General features: G+C 60.1%; 21 protein-coding genes. 6 read left to right on the top strand and 15 right to left on the bottom strand.

Going from position 1 to position 21,181, the window contains the following annotated elements; all coding sequences use genetic code 11:
- Positions 1–10: 10 nt before the first annotated feature.
- Positions 11–1,657: an ABC transporter substrate-binding protein gene (locus J5278_RS01895; RefSeq protein WP_209185361.1), complete on the bottom strand. Its 1,647-nt coding sequence runs from the start codon at positions 1,655–1,657 to the stop codon at positions 11–13.
- 42 nt (positions 1,658–1,699) lie between these two features.
- Positions 1,700–2,761 carry a dipeptidase gene (locus tag J5278_RS01890; RefSeq protein WP_209185362.1) on the bottom strand — a complete coding sequence of 354 codons (1,062 nt, stop codon included), beginning with the start codon at positions 2,759–2,761 and terminating at the stop codon, positions 1,700–1,702.
- 174 nt (positions 2,762–2,935) lie between these two features.
- Here J5278_RS01890 and J5278_RS01885 point away from each other — a divergent pair, with 174 nt between their 5' ends.
- Positions 2,936–3,445, top strand: a complete 510-nt coding sequence (locus J5278_RS01885; RefSeq protein ID WP_111222057.1) for a DUF1993 family protein — start codon at positions 2,936–2,938, stop codon at positions 3,443–3,445.
- 23 nt (positions 3,446–3,468) lie between these two features.
- Here J5278_RS01885 and J5278_RS01880 read toward each other — a convergent pair whose 3' ends face one another.
- From J5278_RS01880 to J5278_RS30845, 9 genes are all read right to left on the bottom strand, one after another.
- Positions 3,469–5,019, bottom strand: coding sequence for an alkaline phosphatase family protein (locus J5278_RS01880; RefSeq protein WP_209185363.1), 1,551 nt, complete (start codon positions 5,017–5,019; stop codon positions 3,469–3,471).
- The gene (galE, locus tag J5278_RS01875; RefSeq protein WP_209185364.1) at positions 4,997–5,980 is read right to left on the bottom strand and encodes a UDP-glucose 4-epimerase GalE; all 984 of its coding nucleotides are present in this window, start codon (positions 5,978–5,980) and stop codon (positions 4,997–4,999) included. Before galE ends, J5278_RS01880 begins: the two co-directional genes overlap by 23 nt.
- A 338-nt stretch (positions 5,981–6,318) precedes the next feature.
- Complete coding sequence (locus tag J5278_RS01870; RefSeq protein WP_111222061.1) at positions 6,319–6,606, bottom strand: hypothetical protein; 288 nt, start codon at positions 6,604–6,606, stop codon at positions 6,319–6,321.
- Positions 6,607–6,838: 232 nt separating this feature from the next.
- Entirely contained in the window at positions 6,839–7,075 is a 237-nt protein-coding gene (locus tag J5278_RS01865; protein WP_209185365.1) for a hypothetical protein, read from the bottom strand.
- A gap of 166 nt (positions 7,076–7,241) precedes the next feature.
- Positions 7,242–7,727, bottom strand: a complete 486-nt coding sequence (bfr, locus tag J5278_RS01860; protein WP_111222062.1) for a bacterioferritin — start codon at positions 7,725–7,727, stop codon at positions 7,242–7,244.
- Entirely contained in the window at positions 7,693–8,004 is a 312-nt protein-coding gene (locus J5278_RS31475; protein WP_111222063.1) for a (2Fe-2S)-binding protein, read from the bottom strand. The genes bfr and J5278_RS31475 overlap by 35 nt, the downstream gene beginning before the upstream one ends.
- A gap of 136 nt (positions 8,005–8,140) precedes the next feature.
- Entirely contained in the window at positions 8,141–11,530 is a 3,390-nt protein-coding gene (locus J5278_RS01850) for an error-prone DNA polymerase (protein WP_209185366.1), read from the bottom strand.
- Positions 11,527–12,948, bottom strand: a complete 1,422-nt coding sequence (locus tag J5278_RS01845; protein WP_247749258.1) for a DNA polymerase Y family protein — start codon at positions 12,946–12,948, stop codon at positions 11,527–11,529. Before J5278_RS01845 ends, J5278_RS01850 begins: the two co-directional genes overlap by 4 nt.
- 40 nt (positions 12,949–12,988) lie before the next feature.
- Positions 12,989–13,933, bottom strand: coding sequence for an ImuA family protein (locus tag J5278_RS30845; protein ID WP_247749234.1), 945 nt, complete (start codon positions 13,931–13,933; stop codon positions 12,989–12,991).
- A gap of 163 nt (positions 13,934–14,096) precedes the next feature.
- Here J5278_RS30845 and J5278_RS01840 point away from each other — a divergent pair, with 163 nt between their 5' ends.
- Complete coding sequence (locus J5278_RS01840; RefSeq protein ID WP_111222066.1) at positions 14,097–14,534, top strand: metallopeptidase family protein; 438 nt, start codon at positions 14,097–14,099, stop codon at positions 14,532–14,534.
- Between the two features lie 8 nt (positions 14,535–14,542).
- Here J5278_RS01840 and J5278_RS01835 read toward each other — a convergent pair whose 3' ends face one another.
- Positions 14,543–14,749 (bottom strand): DUF1737 domain-containing protein, encoded by a 207-nt coding sequence (locus tag J5278_RS01835; RefSeq protein ID WP_209185368.1) that lies wholly within the window; start codon positions 14,747–14,749, stop codon positions 14,543–14,545.
- Positions 14,746–15,654, bottom strand: coding sequence for a CoA ester lyase (locus J5278_RS01830; RefSeq protein ID WP_209185369.1), 909 nt, complete (start codon positions 15,652–15,654; stop codon positions 14,746–14,748). The genes J5278_RS01835 and J5278_RS01830 overlap by 4 nt, the downstream gene beginning before the upstream one ends.
- A 113-nt stretch (positions 15,655–15,767) precedes the next feature.
- Here J5278_RS01830 and J5278_RS01825 point away from each other — a divergent pair, with 113 nt between their 5' ends.
- From J5278_RS01825 to J5278_RS01810, 4 genes are all read left to right on the top strand, one after another.
- Entirely contained in the window at positions 15,768–15,998 is a 231-nt protein-coding gene (locus J5278_RS01825; protein ID WP_142828761.1) for a hypothetical protein, read from the top strand.
- A 147-nt stretch (positions 15,999–16,145) separates the two neighbouring features.
- Positions 16,146–16,751 carry a 3-isopropylmalate dehydratase small subunit gene (leuD, locus tag J5278_RS01820; protein WP_142824560.1) on the top strand — a complete coding sequence of 202 codons (606 nt, stop codon included), beginning with the start codon at positions 16,146–16,148 and terminating at the stop codon, positions 16,749–16,751.
- 212 nt (positions 16,752–16,963) lie between these two features.
- On the top strand, positions 16,964–17,182 hold the full coding sequence (locus J5278_RS01815) for a hypothetical protein (RefSeq protein ID WP_142824559.1): 219 nt from the start codon (positions 16,964–16,966) through the stop codon (positions 17,180–17,182).
- Positions 17,183–17,380: 198 nt separating this feature from the next.
- The gene (locus tag J5278_RS01810) at positions 17,381–18,343 is read left to right on the top strand and encodes a sensor domain-containing diguanylate cyclase (RefSeq protein ID WP_247749235.1); all 963 of its coding nucleotides are present in this window, start codon (positions 17,381–17,383) and stop codon (positions 18,341–18,343) included.
- A gap of 21 nt (positions 18,344–18,364) precedes the next feature.
- On the opposite strand, the gene J5278_RS01805 is transcribed toward J5278_RS01810, so the two are convergent.
- Both J5278_RS01805 and J5278_RS01800 read right to left on the bottom strand, forming a co-directional pair.
- The gene (locus J5278_RS01805; protein WP_257623384.1) at positions 18,365–19,972 is read right to left on the bottom strand and encodes a DHA2 family efflux MFS transporter permease subunit; all 1,608 of its coding nucleotides are present in this window, start codon (positions 19,970–19,972) and stop codon (positions 18,365–18,367) included.
- 2 nt (positions 19,973–19,974) lie between these two features.
- Positions 19,975–21,129, bottom strand: a complete 1,155-nt coding sequence (locus J5278_RS01800; RefSeq protein ID WP_247749236.1) for an HlyD family secretion protein — start codon at positions 21,127–21,129, stop codon at positions 19,975–19,977.
- Positions 21,130–21,181: the final 52 nt, after the last annotated feature.

Below are 21,181 nucleotides of genomic sequence, written 5' to 3'. Positions count from 1 at the left end.
TCCTTCCAGACTACTCCTTCGATATCGGCCAGACGAAGTTGGTGTCGAAGCTCGGACCAAGCGCAAAGCCCTTCAGGTCCTTCTTGTAGGCGGCGACTTCGATCTGCTGGAAGAGGATCGCAAACGGGCTGTTGTGCAGGAATTTCTTCTGCACGTCCTGGTACATCGCAGCGCGCTTGGTGGCATCTGGCTCGAACAGGGCAGCCCGGGTGATCTTGTCGAGCTCGGGAGTAACGAACGTGTTGCGCCAGGCTAGCGTCTTGGTCTTGCCGTCGTCGGAATTGTCCGGATTGGTGGTGAAGGTTTCCGCGTTGGAATTCGGATCCCAGTAATCCATGCCCCAGTTGCCGATGTAGATATCGTGGTTGCGGGCACGATATTTGGTCAGGGTCTGCTTGCCGTCGCCGGGAATGATCTCGAGCTTGATGCCGGCCTGTCCCAGCGTCTGCTGGATCGACTGGGCAACGCCGGTGATCGGCTCGATGTTGCGCACGTCCATGGTGACCGTGAAGCCATCCTTGAGGCCTGCCTTGGCCAGCAGTTCCTTGGCCTTGGCAACATCCAGCGTGAACGGCTTTTCCTCGAGCGCGCCGAGCACGCCCTTCGGCTCGAACGTCTGGCGGATTTCGCCGACACCTTTAATCAGCGTCTTGCCGATGGCATCATAGTCGATCAGGTAGCGGAATGCTTCCTGGACTTCTGGCTTGGCAAGGTTCGGGTTCTTTTGGTTGAGGCTGATGTAATAGACCGTGCCCTTCGGAGCATTGGTCACGGATACCTTGCCTTCCTTGGTCAGTTGATCGAGATCGCCCGGCTCGAGGTTGCGGGCAACATCGATGTCGCCGTTCTCGAGTGCCAGCCGCTGGCCGGAGCTTTCTTTCATGAATCGATAGATGACGCGGGCAAGCTTCGGCTTTTCACCGTAGTAATTATCGTTGCGTTCCAGCACGATCGCTTCGTTGGCGCGCCATTCACGCAGCTTGAAGGGGCCGGAGCCCGCATAGCCGGTCTTCAGCCACTCGTTGCCGAAATCATTGTCGTACTTGTAGTCGGCCGACGGGGTGACGGCCTTGACGTGGTCGAGCACGAGCTTCTTGTCGACGACATTGGCGACGGTAGACGTCAGGCAATTGAGAACGAAGGACGGCGCATAGGCCTTGTCGACCGTGAAGGTAAACGTGGTCGCGTCTACAGCCTTCGCCTTGGTAGCGACGTTATCGCCGGTCAGGCCGAACTGTGTGAGGATGAAGGCGGGGCTCTTATCGAGCTTAACTGCGCGCTCGAACGACCATGCGACGTCGTCGGCAGTGATCGGATTGCCTGAGGCGAATTTCAGACCCGGCTTCAGCTTGAATGTGTAGGTCAGGTGGTCGTCGGACACTGTCCAGCTCTCGGCCAGGTCACCCTTGACCTTGGTGGTGTCGGCTGTGTCGAGCCGGACCAGAAGGCTATAGGTATTCCCGGTGATTTCGGCGGTCGAAAGCTCGTAAGCTTCGCCTGGGTCCATGCTGATAATATCGTCGAAAGCAAAGCCCTCGACCAGCGTATCCTTCGGTGTTGCCGCAAAGGAAGCGACCGGCGCCGATGCGATGACGAGTGAAAACGCAGCGCTTGCCGCAAGGAGGCGGAAGTTGCGGTGGATAGTGCTGATGGTCATTTTCTATTCCCCTGTTTTTTAAAGTCTTATTTCTGCGAAACCTCAGTGACCGCTCGTCTCCCCCCAGGCGGACGCCAGGACCCGAAGCCAGTTTTCCCGGCATAATTTCACCAGATCGTCCTCACCATAACCAACGTTCCGGAGCGCAGCAATCAGCTTCTGGTTGCCGGCAGCATCGCCTATCTCGTCGGGAATGGTTGCCCCATCGAAGTCCGAGCCGAGGCCAACACAGTCGATCCCCATGCGCTGCACGAGATGATCGATATGGCGCACCATATCCTCGAGCGGCGTATCCGCCTCGGAGCGTCCGTCGGCGCGCAGCATGGCAGTTGCGTAGTTCAATCCGACGATGCCGCGGCTTTCCTTGATGGCGTCGAGTTGACGGTCGGTTAGGTTGCGCGCTACCGGCGTCAGTGCGTGTGAATTGGAATGGCTGGCGACCAGCGGCTGGTCGGTGGTCTTTGCCACATCCCAGAAACCCTTTTCGGTTATGTGCGCGAGATCGATCAAAATTCCGAGCTCGTTGCAGCGCCGGACCAGAGCGAAACCTGCCTGCGTCAGGCCGGGCCCGCTATCCGGCGACATGGGGAAGGCGAAAGGAACGCCGTGGGCAAAGACATTGTTGCGGCTCCAGACCGGACCGAGAGAGCGCAGGCCGGCGGCATGGAATGTTTCCAGCGCGACCAGATCCGCATCGATCGCCTCGCAGCCCTCCATGTGAAGCACCGCGGCAAAGATGCCTTTCGCCATGCACTCGCGGATATCGCCGATCGACCTGCAAAGCTTCCACGCGCCATCACGATCTAGGCGCAGCGCGATCGCAGCCATCTCATGGGCGATGTCCAGCGACGGAGAGCGCTCGAGCGGAGCTGCCATCGGCGTCACGTAATGACCGTTGCGGTCGGGTTCGGCGAAGACGAGATCGCCGGAGGGAATGTAGATGGCGCAAAGTCCACCGGCGAGGCCACCAGCTTTTGCACGAGCTGCATCGATATGGCCGCTCGTCGTTCCGTCCCGGAATTCGGCGACCGGATCGCTCCCCTTTTTCTGGTGCGACCATAGTCGCAGGAGAACATCATTATGGCCGTCGAACACGAGTTGCATATGCTATCCTGGGCAGGCTGCCGATCCATCGGAAGTGGCCAGCATAAAAAGGCTGACAGGATTCGCCATCCCCCGGAGAAAATAAAAATAGCGGTGGCATCCTGCGTCGAACGCACCACCTAAGGGCGGCAACGACGGCGACCCATCGCCCGCTGCATTATAAGGGAGATTTCCATGGCGCTTTCGATGTACCGCATGAGCATTCCGGTGTTTCAGCGTGGCTTGGCCACACTCACGACCTATCTCGACAAAGCAGATTCCTACGCGACGGAAACAGGCAAGGATCCCGCGACATTGGTCGAGGCCCGCCTGGCACCCGACATGCTGACGCTGTCAGGCCAGATCCAACGCGCTTCCGACACGGCCAAGCTGACCGTGTCGCGCCTCTCCGGCATCGAGGCGCCACGCTTCGAAGACACCGAAACGACCATCGCCGAACTGCGCGCCCGTGTGGAAAAGACGACAGCATTCCTGTCCTCGGTTGCTGCCGACGCGCTCGAAGGCAGCGAGACCCGCGAGGTGACGATATCGCCTGGTGGTGTCGCTACGACGTTCCGGGGCGACGACTATCTCGCAAGCTTCGCATTGCCAAATTTCTATTTCCACGTCGCCATGGCCCACGCCATCCTGCGAAACCAGGGCCTCACCATCGGCAAGAGGGACTATCTCGGCCCGCAAGGCTGACGTCCCGATTCGCCAATTGCTGATCAGGGCCGGTATGTCACCGGCCCGTCCTCGGTCAGCTCCGTATAGGCCAGCGTCTGGTCGAGATGCCGGGCCCGGACGGACAGCAGCCGCTCGGCATAGCGCAGCCGGGTGGCAAGGTAGGCTGGCTCTTCCGCCAGATTGCGAAGCTCACCCGGATCGGCCTGCAGGTCGAACAGCAGCGGCGGTAGGCCGGCGAAATGGACATATTTGAAGGCCGCATCGCGGATGACCGACAGATTGCATTCGTTGGGCCGCAGACCGAAATGCTGTTCCGGCAGAGAGTGGCGGATATCGCGGAAATCAAACTCCCAGAATGCCGCATCCCTCCAGCCGGCGGGTGCCGCGCCGTTCAGGAAAGGCACCAGCGTCTCGCCATCGAGGTGATTGTCCGCATCGAGGCCCAGCCTGTCGCAGAGCGTCGGAAAGATATCCACCGAGCTGGTGAACTGCTCGATGACGGTGCCGTTGCCGGTGGCCTTGGGATCGCGGACCACCAGCGGGATATGATAGCTGCCGTCGAAGAAGCCACCCTTGCCCAGCGTCCAGTGGTCTCCGGCCATTTCCGCATGGTCGGAGGTGAAAATGATGACGGTCTTGTCCCAGACGCCGGCATCCTTCAGTGCCTGACAAGCCCGTCCGATCTGCGCGTCAACCTCGGCAATCATGCCGTAATAGATGGCCCGGATGGCGCGAAAATCCTCTGACGACCAATCGCTGAGCGGACCGTCGCCACCATGGATATAGTAGCCCTGGTTGTTTTGCGGCATCGCATAGGCGAGATAGGGATGCAGAGCATGCTCGGCTGCAACCGTCTCGGCACGCGCAAACTCGGGGCCGTCCTCGGGCGCAAACATCGTGTTGTAGGGCGCAGGCACGGAAAACGGCGGATGTGGCCGCAGCAGCGACACATGCGCAAACCAAGGTGCGTCCTGTTCGCCCAGCCAGCGCTCGAACTCGCCGATCAGAAAGGCCGTCTGGGTCTCGTCCTTGGAATAGGACGGCGCACCGTTCGTGATTTCGCCGGGGTTGGCGCCGACCGGAATGTGGATGTGGCGACTGGTCGCCTCCTCATGGCCGCGCGCCCTCAGCCAGGACAGCCACTGCTTTTCGTGCTCCGGCAGCAGTTGGCGGGCAGTAAAGCCTGGCAGGACGCCTTCATAGGTCGTCATATGCGGATCGGCACCTTGGAGGCTGCGCGGGTCGGGCGCCGTATCGGTATAGCCGAAAAGGGTCGGCTCGTAGCCGCCGCGCCGGGCGGCCAGCGCCAGGTTGTCGAAGCGTGCATCCAATGGCGACCCATTGCGGCAGACACGGGTGTTCATCTGGTAGAGACCGGTGTAGAGCGTCGCCCTCGCCGGCGAACAGGGTGCGGTGCCTGCAAAATGGCGTTTGAACAGAACGCCTTCCGCCGCAAGCGCATCGATATTCGGCGTCCGCACGGCGGGATGGCCGACAGCCGAAAGACAATCGCCGCGCCATTGATCGGCGGTGATCAGCAGCACATTTGGCCGTTCCGAGATGTCCATGTCAGTGATGATTGGATTTTGCATGCCAGTTCCAAGCCGATTGAATGATCTGCGACAGGTCGTATTGCGGTACCCAGCCGAGAACGGCTTTGGCATGATCGTTGTTGGCGACGAGCGTCGTGGAATCACCCTCGCGGCGGCCTGCATACTCTACCGGAAACGGCTTGCCGGTGACGTCCTCGATGGCCGACAGCAGTTCCTTGACCGTCGTTCCCGTTCCCGTACCAAGGTTGAGCGCCACGGAATCACCGCCATCGAGCAGGTACTGGACCGCTCGCACATGGGCATCGGCGAGATCGAGCACATGGATATAGTCGCGCACGCAGGTGCCGTCGCGCGTCTCGTAATCGCTGCCGAACACCTTGAAGCCGGCCCGGCGACCGAGCGCCGCATCGATTGCCAGCGGAATTGCGTGAGTTTCCGGTTTGTGCCATTCGCCGACGCGGCCCTCGAAATCGGCACCGGCGGCATTGAAATAGCGCAGGATCACCGAGCGGAAGCCGGTATAGCGGTCATAGTCGGCGAGCGCCTGTTCGACGATGTATTTGGTCTGGCCGTAGGGATTGATCGGCACCTGCCGATGGGTCTCGTCGAGCGGCACGCTCTGCGGCAGGCCGTAGGTGGCGCAGGTTGAAGAGAAAACGAAAGCTTTTATGCCTGCCGCTTGCGCCGCAGAGAGAAGAGTGAGAGTGCCCACCACGTTGTTTTCATAAAACGCGACAGGATCCTTCACGGATTCGCCCACTTCGATCAGCGCTGCAAAATGCAGGATGGCTGCCGGCTTGTGCCGGGCGATCACCTCGTCGAGGCGGGCGCGGTCACGAATATCGCCTTCCTCGACCGGCCCCCATCTGACGAACTCGCGATGACCATTCGAGAAATTATCGTAGACGACGGGCACGAAACCCTTGTTTGCGAGATCGAGGCAAGTGTGCGAGCCGATATAGCCGGCACCCCCCACAACGAGAATTGTTTCCCCGGCCATGCAACGCTCTCCTCTATCTAAGCTGCGAAAGACTTAGACGAGTTGGGAGACAAGAAAAAGGCATCGGCGGTCGAAAATCAAAGTCTGACCGTCGCGCATCGCTGCGTGACGGATATGGGCGGAAAACCGATCTTACTTGTGCCCATCCCGCTGCGATATGAGCGAAAGCGGCTCGACGCTCTTTCCGAGGAGCGCTATCCGAGCCGATTGCATGCAGAAGCGATAGACCGGCCATTCCAGCCGGACACAGCAAAGCTGCCCATGCCGGCGACATGACCTCTCTCGATTTGAAAATACCGCGTGCTGACAAGGCGAGGCTTTTAGGCCCGGCGGGATGCCTACTTGTTGCGCATCAGCCAGATCTTACCAGCCATGGTGATTTCATGGCAGTCCAGTTCGGGCGATTCTTCCTGGTTGCAGCGCTCGATGAGGCCCATTTCGCGCAGTTCTTCCAGGGTGGTATTGGTGAGGAATTTAACCTTCTGCGGCCGCTCCTTGAAGCGGTCGGTCTTGGCATAGGTCACCACGGCGTTCAGGTGAGTCCACTTCTTCGGTGGCAGCGGAAAAAGCTTCCCGTCCTTGGCAAGCTTCAACCCTCTGATCTGAGTCGGTGTGAGCGTAATCATCGTGTGTCCTTGGATGCTAAAAGTTGTGCCTGACGGCCAAAAAGAGGGCTTGATCGACCCTCTTGTTTTTCTCTTGAAGCTCTCCCTAGCAGATCAATCGGCAAAAAGATAAGGATCTGTGCACGCCGATAGCGTTTCAGCGCGATCAAGGCTAACGCAACCCCACAAAATGCGGGCACTGACGTAACTGTGACGCTTGTTGCGCGTGTTCTTGGGAGGAACCAATACCTGGCTATACCACCGGCAAGGGTTCACCCCATGTCAAAGTCCACAATGGCTCGCCGGCCGGCATATGCGTATAGGTAAAGCGCTCGGTCACATCAGTGCCAATCACATCGACGATCCATTCCGTCGGTGAGCGGCGACAAAGCGCCTTCTGTTTTAACCAGGAACTGAATTGCTGTTTGCTCCCGCAGGCAGTTTCCGTTTGTCCGTTCGGCAGCTCAAAAGCCCAGTGTATCATCGCCATGCTCTAACTTTAAAAAAGTCGGATAGCAGGCAATACTTACGGCTGCCTGAAGGCAGACCGTCCAATAGCACAGACTTTTCGATTGGATTCCTGCAGTGCGCCAAGCGAAATTGGCAGGACAGGCATAGAAACGCGGCAACCTTTGAAGGCTGCCGCGTCTATGACACTACTCGGCTGCGTCGGCCGAATCGGCATTGAGCTGCCCGTATTTCTCGGCGCCGATCTTGGCGAAAAGTTCGAGTTGGGTTTCGAGGAAGTCGATATGCCCCTCCTCATCGGCAAGCAGCGTTTCGAAAAGCTTCATCGAAACATAGTCGCCGGCATCATGACAGATATCGCGCGAAATCTTGTAGGCGGCACGCGCGTCGTATTCGCCAGCGAGATCTGCCTCCAGCACTTCCTTGACGGTCTGGCCAATACGCAAGGGTGCGAGCGTCTGCAGGTTGGGATGGCCTTCGAGGAAAATGATGCGGGCGACGAGCTTGTCGGCATGCTGCATCTCTTCGATCGATTCGGCGCGCTCTTTCTTGGCAAGCTTGGTGTAGCCCCAGTCTTCGAGCAGCCGATAATGCACCCAGTACTGGTTTACGGCACCGAGCTCGAGGAACAATGCCTCGTTAAGCCGCTCGATGACTCTTATGTCGCCTTTCAATGTCCGCTCTCCTTTGGTCTTCGTGGAACTTTTTGAGACGGGACATGAAATCAACTATTTCGACATCCGTCGAGTGGCGACGGGCGTGATAGTCTTCGGTTGTCTGTATGATCAGGTCGACCACGCCGGGAAAACAGCCGCAGCAGCGTCCGCGCTTCGACATCGCATGATAGACCTTCGACGGCACGATCAGCTGCCAACAGTCTTCGTCGAGCAGCTCGTTGATGACTGCCCGGATATCGTGATCGGTTATGTAATTACAGCTGCAGACCAGCATGGTTCTTCAGTCCGTCAAACATGACACTTGCTATCCTGTTTTTGATAAAGAAGAGACTGGATGTCAAGAAAGATTCTGATGCTGGCTTCCACAGGATGTCGTGAATGTGTCACATCGCCGTGAATGGCGAGTGTTTTCAATGGAAGTTCCGACCCCTGGGCATGACACTGGCAGTCCCGGAGACATCGGCAAGATCTGGGACATCCCTTTTCACCGCCTTTTCCCGCGCTAGGCGCTCGAGTTGCAGGGCCAGTTTCTTCTGCCGATGGTCGGCTGTCGGACGCAGCGCCTCGTCAGCTCTCTCGCTCGCGCCGAAACGCCGTGCTTCACGCTGCAGGATACCGAGTGCCGGGGTCAGGTCCTCGAGGTGATCGGCAACCACGTGAATGACGCCATTGGCACTCTGCAATCGTCCATGGATCTTGACCAGCCTCGCGCCCATCGCAATCGATCGGTATTTTTCAAAGATTTTCGGCCAGACAATAGCGTTTGAGACACCTGTCTCGTCCTCGAGCGTCATGAAAACGACCCCCTTTGCAGACCCCGGCCTCTGGCGCACCAGCACCAGCCCGGCAATGATCAGCTTGCGGCCGGATGGAACGGTAAGCAGATCGACGTTGCGAACAATGCCCATCGCGGTGAACTCGGTCCGCAGGAATTCTACCGGATGCGCCTTCAGCGATAGCGACAGGGCACGATAATCCTCGATCACCTCTTCGCCCGGCAGCATGGCCGGGAGGGTAACCTCCGGCTCGACCTGCAGATCGGCCCTGTCGGCAAGATCGAATAGCGGCAGGTTCTCCGCCGCATTTTTCGCATCCAGCGCCCGCACCGCCCAGAGAGCCTCCCGCCTGTTGAGACCGATGGACCGGAAGCAATCGGCATCGGCCAGCTTCTCGATGTCGATTCTCGCCAGCCCGGAGCGCAGCCAGAAATCGCGCACGGAAACATAGCCGGCGCCGCGCCGGGCCACGAGGAGGTCCCGCATGTCCCCCTCCGACACTCCACGCACCTGGCGAAAGCCCAGCCGGACAGCCTTCCTGGTCCGGATCACCCCCTGCATCGATGCATGCCGGGGGTCGATAGCGATCGGAGAAGGTGCATTTTCCAGGATCGAATCCCATTCCGACAGATTGATATCGACCGGGCGAATGTCGACGCCGTGCTCGCGCGCATCGCGAACCAGCTGCGCTGGCGCGTAAAAACCCATCGGTTGCGAATTCAGCAGCGCCGCACAGAAGACGTCCGGATAATAGGTCTTGAACCAGCAGGATGCATAGACCAGCAAGGCGAAGGAGGCCGCATGGCTTTCCGGAAACCCGTATTCGGCAAAGCCTTCGATCTGGCTGAAGCAGCGCTCGGCAAACTCCTGCGAATAGTTGTTGGCCAGCATGCCCGCGATCATGTCGTCTCTGAATTCATTGACCTTTCCGGATCGCTTGAATGTGGCCATCGAGCGTCGCAGCCGATCGGCCTTGGCGGGAGGGAAGCCCGCAGCCGTGATGGCGATCTGCATCGCCTGCTCCTGGAACAACGGCACGCCGAGGGTGCGCTTCAGCACCGCCTCCAGCGCCGGGCTCGGATACTCGATCTCCCGGCCGCAGCGCTTGTCTTCCCTGCGCTTCAGGTAGGGGTGCACCATGTCGCCCTGGATCGGCCCTGGCCGGACGATCGCCACCTCGATCACCAGATCGTAGAACTCCCGTGGCCTTAGGCGCGGCAGCATGCTCATCTGCGCCCGGCTTTCGATCTGGAAGACGCCGATCGTATCCGCCCGGCAGATCATGTCGTAGACGGGCTCGCCGTCCTGGTGATCGTCGTTACCGAGATCGGCGAGCGTCTTCTTCACCTCGTAGTGCAGCGCCAGCATGTCGAAGGCCTTGGCAAGGCAGGTCAGCATGCCAAGCGCCAGGATATCGACCTTCAGGATGTCGAGGACATCGAGATCGGTCTTGTCCCACTCGATCATGTAGCGATCGGGCATGGCGGTGTTCATGATCGGCACGATCTCGTCGAGCCGGTCGCGGGTGATGACGAAGCCGCCGACATGCTGCGTGAGATGGCGGGGAAATCCCATCAGTTCGGAGGCATAGGAGAGCACACGCTGCGTCGTTCGATCCGAAAGATCGAGCCCTGCGGCCCGCGCCTCGCGCTCCGACAGATCGTCGGACGACCATCCCCAGACGGTGCTTGCAAGTGCCGACTGTACGTCCTCGGAAAGCCCGAATGCCTTGGCCACCTCACGGCCGGCGGATCGAGCGCGATAACTGGTCACCGCCGCCGTCAGGCCGGCATGGGCAATGCCGTAGGTCCTGTAGATGTACTGGATGACTTCCTCGCGGCGGGCATGCTCGAAGTCGACATCGATATCAGGCGGTTCGTCACGGTCCATGGAGATGAAGCGCTCGAACAGCAGCGTGCTCCTCTCCGGATTGACCTCCGTAATCTCGAGGCAATAGCAGAGCGTCGAATTCGCCGCCGAGCCCCGCCCTTGGCAAAGGATATTCAGTTCGTAACGGGCGTGCTGGATGATTTTGTGGACTGTGAGAAAATAGGATTCGTAGGCCTTCTGCCGGATGAGATCGAGTTCATAGGCGATCTGCGTGGAGATTTTCTCCGGTACGCCTCCGGGATAACGGCGCGATGCGCCAAGCCATGTCAGACGTTCCAGGGTTTGCGCCGGCGTTTCGCCCGGTGCACTTTCATCCGGATAATTATGCTTCAGTTCGTCCAGCGAAAACTGCAGGCGGGCAAAAAAGGCCTGCGTATTCTCGACCGCCTTGGGATAGGCCTCGAAAAGCCGTGCCATTTCACGCGGCGGCTTGAGATGGCGCTCTGCGTTAGGCGCCAAAAGAAATCCGGCATCGGCGATCGTCACATGCTCGCGGATTGTCGTGACGATATCAGCAAGCGGGCGCCTCTGAGCGCCATGATAGAGAGGCTGGTTGGTGGCAATCAACGGCAACCGCGTCTTTGCAGCCAGCATTGCAAAGGCTTCGAAGACGAAGCGGTCTCGGCCGTCATAGGATGGCGAAAGGGCCAGATGCAGCTGCCGGGGAAAGCGACCGCGCAACCGATCGAGACAGGTCGTCAGCGCTTCCCAGCCAGAAGCATCGGAAACGAGGGCAGGGTCGGGGACAACGGCCAGCATCATGGCGTCCCCCCAGGCACACAGATCCTCTTCATGCAGGATACAGCCGCCCTTTTCCGTTCTGAGGTTACCCGCACTGAGCAGCCGGCAAAGATGGCCCCATCCGGCCCTGTTCTCCGGGTACGCCAGAACATCCGGCGTTCCGTCGGCAAACACCAGCCGCGCACCGGGCTGGAATCGATAGCCGTTCTGCCGGGCGATCGCATGGGCGCGCACCACCCCCGAAACGCTGTTGCGATCGGCAATGCCAAGGCCGGTCAGGCCGCAGGATTCGGCCGCCACGACCATTTCCTCCGGACTTGAGGCGCCTTCGAGAAACGAGAAATTCGTTCTCGCCCCGATCTCGAAGAACATAGGCGCCGGGCGCTGGCTCATGCGAAAACCCCGTGCATCAGCCAGCGCGGCGGGGCGCCTTGCCCATAGAGCCCCTCGCGAAACATCCAGAAGCGGTGTCCGCTTTGTACTTCCAGCCTGAAATAGTCGCGGGGCGGGGCCGCCTCGCCATCGAGCCACCATTCGCGTGCCAGCCTCTCCGGCCCCTCGGCGCGCAACACCTCGTGCATCGTTCGCCGCCAGCGAAATCTCTGTGGCGGCCCTTCCGGCACCTCGGCCATGAACGTCTCGACCGGCTCCGGCGTCCGGAACAGCCGCAGCGGTCGCTCGGACCGGCCGGCCCCAACCGTCGGGCCAGTCGTCTGCCGAGGCTGGTCGGACAGCACGTCCGATGCGGGCACGAACAGGGCCGCCCGCTCCGGCACATGACTTTCCGCCAGTTCCAGTGCCTGCAGACAGGCCCGCCCGAGCCGGGCTGCGACCTGATCGACAAAGGCGGAAAGCGACTGCTCCGATGGTCCATCGACAGTAAAATCCGCCTGAAGCGCATCGAAAACTTCGTGCTGCAGCACGTTCAGCCGGACAATCTCGTAACCGAAGCCGGCATCGAGATCGTCATGCACGGCCTTGATACGCTCTGAAAACAGCGCGGCAATGCGTTTCGGCTCGCGCAGCGGCTTCGACGCACCGGCCGAAATCCGAAACACGGCACCGTCGACCCTGAACAGCAGCAGTTCGAACAGCCGACCGCCGATACCACGGGCTTCCAACCCCGGCTTCAGGGCAGCCCCAAGCTGGCCTGCCAGCAGCAGGATATCTTCCTCGGCCTGAACCGGCTCGATGAGGCGCCGTTCGGCAGAAAGGCTGGCCACCGGACGTCGCGGCGAAATCGGCTCCTCGTCAAGGCCCAGCGCCTGATCAAGGCGCAAAAGCAGATGCGCACCGAACCGTCGTGCCAGTGGCGCCCGGGCGGCAGCGATGATATCGCCGACCTGCTTCAGGCCGAGCTTCTGCAGGGCGGCGACGGTCGGTCCGTCGAGCCTGAGCGACGCCACGGGCAATGGCGCGAGCACAGTCTCCATCTCATCCGCTTCGACAATGCCGCTGCGGCCAAAGCGTGCGACGGCCCAGGAGAGGCCCGGGGAAGATGAAATGGCGCCCCGCACCTCCAGACCGAGATGAAACAGCCGGTGCAGCACATCCTTCAGCAGTGCCCGCTCACCCCCGAAAAGATGGGCGCAGCCGGTAATATCGAGGAACAGGCCGTCACGACCATCCAGCGAGACCAGCGGTGTATAGCGGTCGCACCAGTCTGCCATCGCCTCCAGCAGTCGCCGGTCGGCCGCATCATCGTCCTCGACCACATCGAGGTCGGGACAGATTGCCCGTGCTTCGGCGACGCCCTGGCCAGCCTTCAGACCGATGCCCTCGGCCGCTGCTTCCAGGGCTGTCAGCCGCATGGCATTTTTCACCCGTCCGGCGCAAACCAGCGGCGGCGTCTCAGGACGCCCGGTGGTACGCCACGACAGACCCCAGCGCTTGCGGGCGATCCGATCTGTCGACAGCCGGGGAAACGTGAGGGCCAGAATGCGCTGCTGGCCGTTCGACAGCGGTAGGCTGCCGGTTGACAGGGAAAAATTGGCGGTCATGGGCATTCCATTCGAGGACAAATGACAGGGGAGCCGGGTTGCGGCTCTTTTCCAGGGTGAGACGGAAGGACGGGTTTCCGATGCTGCCGCCCAGCATCGATCCGTCCGGCAAAGGCCGCGCCGACGCCGGCGCGGGTTCGATATGAAGGCGCAGAAGGGCGCTGCTGGCCTCTTCCAGCCCGGCTTGCCTGAGGACAAACAACGGTCGCCCGGCAGCCTTGGCCCGCAGGCTCAGCCGGCGACTTTCCGTCAGGCCGAAATGGGCGGGATTGCCGCGCACCTCGAGCACGACGAGGGTAAAGACGGCACTGGCAAGCGCCTCCTCCGCCAGCCACAGCGCCTCTTCGAGTTTTCGCGGCGCCGCGTGCAGGAAGCCGCGTGGCATGACGCCGAAATCCTGAAGGCCCAGGGCATAGGGCAGGCCTGCTTCCAGCATTACCATCGTCTCGCCGATCCAGAGGACCGGCGAGACACCGGCATGGTTGTCGCGCGCCCTGAGCCTTGCGGCTAAAGCCAGCACGAAGCCGGTCGCAGCCCCTGCATCGCGAAGGCTGGAAGAGCGTATTTCGGTCAACGCATTGAGGGGAAAGCCCCCCTTGAGCGCCGCATCGAGATCCGCAACACCGCTCGAGAGCAGCGTCTTCCCCCCGGAAGGGACCCTGCCCGAGACAGCACTTTCGTTGCCCAGGCGATCGTGCTCGGCCGCCGAAAGGGCTGGCACGGGCTTGCCTTCCAGACGGGCGATGGTTTCGCGCAGGGCAAAAAGCGTCTCCCGCGCCACGGCATTGCTAGCCATGGACGTTAGCTCCTGAGTGTATTGTTCCTGTTATGTTCTTATAGATTCCAGAGCGCTAAAGAAGAGTCAACAGGGATTCTCTGTGAATTTATTCCTGCCTTGAATTGGCTCTCGAAAAATTTCCCCAAAGCCTCTATATGGGCCGAAAGAAGGGAATGAGATCATGGCCCGCATTGACCAGAGCGACGATTGGCGTGACCGCCACGCGCCGACAATCAGCGCATTCGAGTCGCTCGCTGCCGAAGCCTACGGCCATCTGCCGGAGGAATTCCGTGCTCTAACCGGCAACCTGTCGATCGAGGTCGAGGATTTCCCGGATGACGAGATCTTCGATGACATGGCCCTGGAAACGCCCTTCGACCTGCTCGGCCTGTTCGAAGGCCGCGGCATTTCCGAGCGCTTTACGGTCGAGACCGGCGAGATGCCCAATCGCATCCGCCTCTATCGCAGGCCTATCATCGATTACTGGGCCGAGAACGACGAGACGCTGGGCGATATCATTACCCACGTCCTGATCCACGAAATCGGCCACCATTTCGGCCTCAGCGATGACGATATGGAACGCATCGAGGCCAGCGCCGAAGAAGCCACGGATCGCTGACGCCCGCTCTACTGCTCCGAGAGCTTCATCTCTGGATCGTAATCCTTGCCCGGAACGTCCTTTACGACGGCCTGGCCGCACTGCATGACGCCGGTTGCGGCATTGAAGGCATAGGTCGGCGAACCCAACAGCACCCAGCCCTTGGAAAGGGCCGCCGATACCTTGTGACAGAAGGCGGAATCGTCCGGGCCGGTGAGAAAGCGATAGAGTTTCATGACGACGTCTTTCGGTCTGCAATGAGATCGGCTTTATGGACCAGTCCCTCCGCCTCGACAAGATGCAGCCGCTCGACCATCTGCCCCTCGAGATCGATGACGTTGAGCCCGGCGGCGGCCGGCTCGGCGAAGGCAGCAATGATTTTCCGCGCCTGCGCGACAGCGGCCTCGTTGGGGCCGAAGTGACGGTTGGCGCCATCGATCTGGGCCGGGTGGATCAGCATCTTGCCGCCAAACCCCATGGCCCGACCTTGGGCGCATTCATCGGCGAATGCGGACAAATTCTTGAAATCGTTGAAAACGCTATCGATCGCGTCGAGCCCGTAGGCGCGCACGGCCAGCACCACCTGCATCAGCCAAGGCACCAGGTAAGTCCGTCCTGGCAGTGCCGGAACGCCGGTTTCCTTGCGCAGATCGTTCAGTCCGACGACGAAGCAATCGAGCCTGGAACCGCCTGTCCGGCCGAATTCGGCAAGGGCGGCAACATTGAGAATGCCCCTTGGCGTCTCGATCATTGCCCAGATGCGCAGCTCCTCCGGCGCGTCGGCATCGGCCAGCCGGTCGCCGACCGCCATGATGTCCTGCGGTTCGTCGACCTTGGGCAGCAACACCGCATCGGGCTGTAGCGCCAGTACGAGGTCCAGGTCGGCCTTGCCGAACACGGAATCGAGCCCGTTGATCCGGATGATCAGTTCCTTGCCGGGAGGTTTAGGCCCGGCGAAGAAGGCACGCAGATTGTCCCGCGCTTCTGCTTTACGCTCCGGGGCAACGGAATCTTCCAGATCGAAGATCACCGCATCGCAATCGAGATCGTGGATTTTCTCGAGCGCCCGGCGGTTGATCGCCGGCACGCTGAGGACGGAACGGCGAAGGCGCGCGGAACGGGTGTGCGGAGAACGGCTCATAGACGACTTCTGCCAATCTTTGTCGCAGCAGGCAAGACAACAAAAAGCCACTCTCCTCTTGCATAGCAGCGGGTCTGGGGCCACATTGGCTGCAGAGAAAGGGTCCCAAAGCCATGAAGAATATCCGTTCGCTGTTTCTTGCCCTCACAGGCGTCGCAATCTTTGCAGGCCTGGCCCTACTCACAGTTTCCCTGACGCTGGTCTTTGCTGCTATTCTGACCGTCTTCCTCGCTGTTCGCGTGCTATCGACCCGCGCCAAGCCGGTGCCTGTTCGCGCCACCGCAAATGGCGCAAAGCCGATGCGTATATGGAACGACGGCCGCGGCACAATTATCGATCTCTGATCGCTGACGCTCCCTCGTCCACTCTCGCCATCACCCTCTCGTCATAGCGTGGCGAAATCTTCACGATATTTTTCTTCATTTCCTGCCCAATTTGCTCTATTGGCTGGAAAATTCGTTGATGCGGCGAAATCGTAGGCAGGAATTTCCATGGACAAGTTCGTGAAGCTGACGGGTGTCGCGGCACCTCTCCCGGTCGTAAATGTCGATACCGACATGATCATCCCGAAGGATTATCTGAAGACTATCAAACGCACCGGCCTCGGCGTCGGCCTGTTTGCCGAGGCTCGCTACCGGGATGACGGTACGCCGAATCCGGATTTCGTGCTGAACAAGCCAGCCTATCAGAACGCCAAGATCCTGGTTGCCGGCGATAACTTCGGCTGCGGCTCGTCGCGCGAGCATGCTCCCTGGGCCCTGCTCGATTTCGGTATTCGATGCGTCATTTCCACTAGCTTTGCCGACATCTTCTACAACAACTGTTTCAAGAACGGCATTCTACCGATCACGGTTTCGCCGGAAGACTTGGAAAAGCTGATGGACGACGCTTCGCGTGGCTCCAATGCTGTCCTGACGGTCGATCTCGAAAACATGGCAATCACCGGTCCTGACGGCGGCTCGATCACCTTCGATCTTGACCCCTTCAAGCGCCATTGCCTGCTGAACGGCCTCGACGACATCGGCCTGACGCTGGAAAAGGGAGCGGCTATCGACCGCTTCGAAAAGTCCAACGCCGTCGCCCATCCCTGGGCCTGATCGTTTAGAAGCAGATATATCCAAGCCGGGCCAGTTGCCCGGCTTTTTTGTGCCTTTTCCGGGCACCACCCGCTCCCTTCACCGGCACCCGAGAGTGGATCTTTCTGGCACAAGTGGCGCGGACCAGCCGGTTGGCGGCTTAACGGTTTCTTTGCTCGAATCTCTTACCGCTCGCTCCGCTGCGGATAGCTGTGTGTTATCGGGAATAAAAAATGAATAGTTCCAAGAACTTTACCGGCTGGGCACTCGATCGGGCCGAAGCAATCGTTGCCGACCAGGGATTCGATATTATCGAATCGACCTGCGACCACCCTCGGTGGACGAAGGAGCAGAAGGTTGTCCGACTGACCCTGGCGATCATTGAAGCTCTTGTCGATGCTCACAATTTCGGCCGCGAAGACGAGAAACCGAACCGCGGGCTTCATTCCTGAAAACGCCAAAACCATAACAAAGGCAGTGAACAAGCGGCCAGGATGGTGATCCCGCCGCATAATCTGGCAAAGCACTCTCACAGCACCCCGCCCATAGAGATAAGCTCATTGCTGTCTATAGCCATCACGTGTATTTTAGCTATGCCTTAAGGCTTTCAAAATAGGGTCGCCGCATCCACGAAAATCCCGGGGCTGGCCATGGACAAGGACGAAATAATTCCACCAGACGTGCTGGCTTCGATGCTGGTGCGGATGTTTGAATTGGCTCCCATCGCAATGGCGATTACCACCAGTGACACACGAACTTCCAGCTATGCTAAGGTCAATGACGCCTATCTTCGGCTAACGGGTCTCAACTGGGACAAGATCCGGGGAAAGAAGCTCATTTCCGAAGGATCGGCAATCGATAGCCCTGCGCGCGACCGTCGTCATCGGTTGCTGGCGGAAGAAGGCAGCTATGTGCTCGAAGAGGTCGATATCGTTCATGTCGACGGCACGACGATACCGACGCTGATCTCGGCCCAGCGCACTGTCGTCAACGGCGTCTCCTTCGATGTCGAGGTCATTGTCGATGTCTCATCGCGCGTCCGGCAGCAACGCGAAATCGAGAACGCCCTGAAGGCGTCGGCCTTGACGGATGCTCTCTCGGGACTTCCGAACAGGGCCAGCTTCGACGCTGTGATCGCCGACCATCTCAATGAAAACAGGCCGACCAGGAATATCCTGGCTCTTGCCTTCATTGATCTGAACGGTTTCAAGGCAGTCAACGACAGGCTGGGCCACGGCGCCGGCGACGAGGTCTTGCGAATTATAGCTGCCCGTCTGCGAGAGCACTCACGCGCCAACGACTTTATCGCCAGGATCGGCGGCGACGAGTTCGCAATACTGATCGAGGCCGATCCGGCCACCGCATCGACATTGCCGCAGACAATCCGCGAAACCATGGAGCGCGTCTTCAAGCCTATCGCCATTGAAGGGCATGTCACCGATACCGGCGCTGCGGTCGGCGTCGCATTTCTCGGCGCCGACGACGATCCCGCCTCCTTCGTCAAGCGGGCAGATGAGTTCATGTACCTTGCCAAGACGACGGAGCAACGCGTTGCGGTCGTTTGCTCCGGTCAGATCCTGACGCCGGTGTCACCAATCGCGCGCGCGCGATAAGCGGCACCAACCCCTCGATAATCAATGGCCGCCGGCAGGCGCCCCGCCGGTCAGGTCGATCTTGCGCAGGATCAGTGCCAGCGGAATGACACAGAGTGAAATCACCATCAACGTATGGAAAACGTCGATATAGGCGAGATAACTCGCCTGGTTCTGAACCTGCGTGCTGATCCAGGCCAGCGCCCGCGATTGCGCATCCACCATGCTGGAGCCCCGGTCGACAAAATACTGGGTGACCGACTGCAGCGTGCTGGTATAGCCGGGATCCGAGGGGACCACCCCCTCGATCAGCCGGCTCTGATGGAATTGCTCCCGATGCGCAAGAACATTGGAGGCGATCGATACGCCGATGGAACCACCGGTATTGCGGGCTGCATTGATCAGCGCAGACGCCTGGTCCGTCTGGTCTGGTCGCAACCCGTCGTATGAGGCCGATGTGATCGGGATGAAGATCAGTGGCAAACCGAGCCCGAGATACATACGCGACCAGACGAAAAAACCGAAGTTGAGATCGGCGTAGAGCCTTGTCATGTACCACATGGCAAAAGCGATGATGCCGCCGCCGATGGCGATCAGGTATCGCGGCTGGACCTTTGTCGCCAGACGGCCGCAGACGAACATCATCATCATCGTAACCACGCCGCCGGGCGACAGGGCAAGCCCGGCCCAGGTGGCGGTATAGCCGAAGTTCTCCTGCAGCACCTGCGGAATGAACTGGGTCGTGGCAATGAGGATGGCGCCGGTCGCCAACATAACGATGAAGCAGGAGCCGAATTGCCGGCTGGCCAGCAGTCCGACGTCGATCACCGGATTTCGCTTTGTCAGCAGCCAGGGAATGGCCGCCAGAAGCGCGATTGCGCAAAGAGACGTGGTGACGACGATGAAGTTCGAATCGAACCAGTCTTCCGTCTGGCCGCGGTCGAGCACCATTTCGAGAGCGCCGAGGAAGGTAGCCACGAGAAGGAAGCCGATAATATCGAAGCGGATACCCTTCTTTCGCATCTCGGCCCGCTCCTTGCGGAGCTTTTCGGGCTCCTTCACCAGCATATAGACCAAGGCGAGAGCCAGCACGCCGACGGGACCGTTGATCAGGAAGCACCAGTGCCAGGAAAAATTGTCAGACAGGTATCCGCCCAGCGTCGGGCCAACGACCGGGGCAACGACGACAGCCACGCCGAACAGCGCAAAGGCCTGCCCGCGCTTGGCCGGCGGAAAGGAGTCGGCCAGGATCGACTGCGAAATCGGCACCATGCCGCCTCCTGCAAAACCCTGGATCATGCGGAAGAGCAGCAGCGATTCGAGATTCCACGCCAGTCCGCACAGAATGGAGGAGATCGTAAAGACGGCGAGGCAGGCGAGATAGAAACGCCGGCGTCCGTAGCGCTTGGCGATAAAGCTGCTGGCCACCAGCACAATGGCATTCGACACCAGATAGGTCGTCACCACCCACGATGCCTCATCGGAACTGACCGCAAGGCCGCCCGAGATGTAGCGCAGCGCTACGTTGGCGATCGTCGTGTCCAGCACCTCCATGAAGGTGGCGAGCGACACTACCATCGCAATCAGCCACGGATTGACGACCGGTGACGACTTCTCAGCCGCTCCGCCGGCGGTAGTAGCGGCGCTCACCGTCAGTGCCTCGGCCGAACGGTGACGACCGGAATGACCGACATTCCGGGCCCGATCGAGACATCGGCAGGCCAGCTGTCGACGAGGATCTTGACCGGTACGCGCTGCGTCACCTTGACGTAGTTTCCGGTGGCGTTTTCAGCCGGCAGCAACGAGAAGGCTGTGCCCGAGCCGGGCTGTACGGAGGCTACCTTGCCTTTGAGCACGTGATCCGGATAGGCATCGATCGTGACATCCACCGGCTGGCCCGGACGCATGTCGGTAAGCTGCGTCTCCTTGAAATTGGCCGTGACCCAGATTTCGTCCGGCACGAACATGGCGACGGCCTGTGCCGCCTGGACATATTGGCCTTTTGAGCCGCTGAGACGGACGACGCGGCCGGGCTGGGCAGCCGAGATCGTCGTATATTTGAGGTTTTGCTCGGCTGTCTCGACCTGAGCCTCGGCCTGATGGAGGTCGGCGACGGCGCTGGCGCGCTGTGCCCCGGATGCGACCTTGTTCTTGACCGCAGAGGTGACGCTTGCCTGCGCCTGGGCAAGGTTGGCCTCGTTCTGGCGCAGGGTCGACGTTGCCTGCTGCTGGGTCTGCTGCGAGCCGGCGCCTGATTTCAGCAGTTGGTCCTGCCGGCTGGCCTCGTCCCTGGCAAATTGCAGTGCTGCCGCTGCCGACGCCAGTTGTGCCTTCTGCTGGTCGATCGATGCCGCGCTGGCGGCAATCTGCGCATCGGCGCTGGCAATCGCAGCATTCGACACGTCGATCTGGCTTTTCGCCTGATCGAGAGCAATCTGGTAGTCTCGCGGGTCGATCTTCAGGATGACATCGCCGGCGTTGACGTGCTGGTTATCGGTGACCGGCACTTCGGAGACATAGCCCGAGACCTTGGCGGCGACTGAAAAGCTGCGCGCGTCGACGAAGGCGTCGTCCGTCGTCTCGTAGGGATGCACGTAGATGAGCCAATAAACGTAGCTGCCGATAGCCAAAAGGATGATGGCGACGATCACCAGCAGCACGATGAACGGATGGCGGCGGAGGACAGAGGGTTTCTTCTCCTCATCCTCCTGCTCTGTGTCGTCTGCGGCCTTCGTGTCTGCGTCGTCCTCGACTGCGTCTTCAGGCCTCGCGGCGCGGCTGGTCGGAGCGTGCGGGTTGTTGTCCAACGTAACATTCCTGAGATTGTGAAGAATGGGCTTCAAACGTCGACGAAATCAT

Origin of the sequence: Rhizobium sp. B21/90 (genome assembly GCF_019355815.1) — a bacterium.
In the GTDB taxonomy this organism is placed as follows: domain Bacteria; phylum Pseudomonadota; class Alphaproteobacteria; order Rhizobiales; family Rhizobiaceae; genus Rhizobium; species Rhizobium rhododendri.
This window is presented reverse-complemented; position numbering and strand designations above follow the sequence as displayed.

Excerpts from the sequence above, each read along its gene's own strand:
- J5278_RS01840 (WP_111222066.1), top strand. The coding sequence starts at position 14,097 with ATGGCCCGCATTGACCAGAGCGACGATTGGCGTGACCGCCACGCGCCG.
- J5278_RS01835 (WP_209185368.1), bottom strand. The coding sequence starts at position 14,749 with ATGAAACTCTATCGCTTTCTCACCGGCCCGGACGATTCCGCCTTCTGT.
- J5278_RS01895 (WP_209185361.1), bottom strand. The coding sequence starts at position 1,657 with ATGACCATCAGCACTATCCACCGCAACTTCCGCCTCCTTGCGGCAAGC.
- J5278_RS31475 (WP_111222063.1), bottom strand. The coding sequence starts at position 8,004 with ATGCTGGTCTGCAGCTGTAATTACATAACCGATCACGATATCCGGGCA.
- J5278_RS01825 (WP_142828761.1), top strand. The coding sequence starts at position 15,768 with ATGAAGAATATCCGTTCGCTGTTTCTTGCCCTCACAGGCGTCGCAATC.
- J5278_RS01815 (WP_142824559.1), top strand. The coding sequence starts at position 16,964 with ATGAATAGTTCCAAGAACTTTACCGGCTGGGCACTCGATCGGGCCGAA.
- J5278_RS30845 (WP_247749234.1), bottom strand. The coding sequence starts at position 13,933 with ATGGCTAGCAATGCCGTGGCGCGGGAGACGCTTTTTGCCCTGCGCGAA.
- J5278_RS01810 (WP_247749235.1), top strand. The coding sequence starts at position 17,381 with ATGGACAAGGACGAAATAATTCCACCAGACGTGCTGGCTTCGATGCTG.
- galE (WP_209185364.1), bottom strand. The coding sequence starts at position 5,980 with ATGGCCGGGGAAACAATTCTCGTTGTGGGGGGTGCCGGCTATATCGGC.
- leuD (WP_142824560.1), top strand. The coding sequence starts at position 16,146 with ATGGACAAGTTCGTGAAGCTGACGGGTGTCGCGGCACCTCTCCCGGTC.
- J5278_RS01880 (WP_209185363.1), bottom strand. The coding sequence starts at position 5,019 with ATGCAAAATCCAATCATCACTGACATGGACATCTCGGAACGGCCAAAT.
- J5278_RS01885 (WP_111222057.1), top strand. The coding sequence starts at position 2,936 with ATGGCGCTTTCGATGTACCGCATGAGCATTCCGGTGTTTCAGCGTGGC.
- J5278_RS01865 (WP_209185365.1), bottom strand. The coding sequence starts at position 7,075 with ATGGCGATGATACACTGGGCTTTTGAGCTGCCGAACGGACAAACGGAA.
- J5278_RS01870 (WP_111222061.1), bottom strand. The coding sequence starts at position 6,606 with ATGATTACGCTCACACCGACTCAGATCAGAGGGTTGAAGCTTGCCAAG.
- J5278_RS01845 (WP_247749258.1), bottom strand. The coding sequence starts at position 12,948 with ATGCGGCTGACAGCCCTGGAAGCAGCGGCCGAGGGCATCGGTCTGAAG.
- J5278_RS01850 (WP_209185366.1), bottom strand. The coding sequence starts at position 11,530 with ATGAGCCAGCGCCCGGCGCCTATGTTCTTCGAGATCGGGGCGAGAACG.
- J5278_RS01830 (WP_209185369.1), bottom strand. The coding sequence starts at position 15,654 with ATGAGCCGTTCTCCGCACACCCGTTCCGCGCGCCTTCGCCGTTCCGTC.
- J5278_RS01890 (WP_209185362.1), bottom strand. The coding sequence starts at position 2,761 with ATGCAACTCGTGTTCGACGGCCATAATGATGTTCTCCTGCGACTATGG.